General features: G+C 72.1%; 1 protein-coding gene. It reads left to right on the forward strand.

Annotated elements, in window-relative coordinates; genetic code table 11:
• The coding region (locus tag AC1DTN_RS39080) for a winged helix-turn-helix domain-containing protein (protein WP_477925612.1) at positions 1-531 on the forward strand (531 nt) is incomplete at both ends.

A 531-nucleotide genomic window follows, 5' to 3' on the forward strand; every position in this document is an offset into this window, starting at 1 on the left:
ACGCGGTAGTGGACATCTGCCGCGAACTCGACGGCATGCCCCTGGCGCTGGAACTCGCCGCCGCGCGGGTGCCGCTGCTGGGCATCCAGGGCGTGCGCCAGCATCTGGCCCAGCGCCTGCACGTGCTCAAGAACGGCGTGCGCGACGCGCCCTCGCGCCACCGCACCCTGCGCGACACGCTCGACTGGAGCCATGCCCTGCTGAGCCCCGACGAGCAGAAGGTGTTCCGCCGGCTCGGCGTCTTCGTCGGCGGCTTCGGCCTCGAACTGGCGCAGCAGGTGGCGGCCGATGCCGACATCGACGCCTGGGCGGTGCTGGACCACCTGGGCAACCTGATCGACAAGTCGATCGTGGTCGTCGACGCCAGCACCGTGCCGCGCTACCGCCTGCTCGAAACAGCGCGCGCCTATGCCCGCGAGCAGCTCGAGGCGGCCGGGGAATGGGACAGCCTGCGGCAATGGCACGCGCGCTGCATGCATGCCGCGATCGACCGCCGCGCCCGCTACGCCCGCCTGGGCCCCGAGTCGGAAG

It is taken from the genome of Rhizobium sp. 01T444 (genome assembly GCF_056398305.1).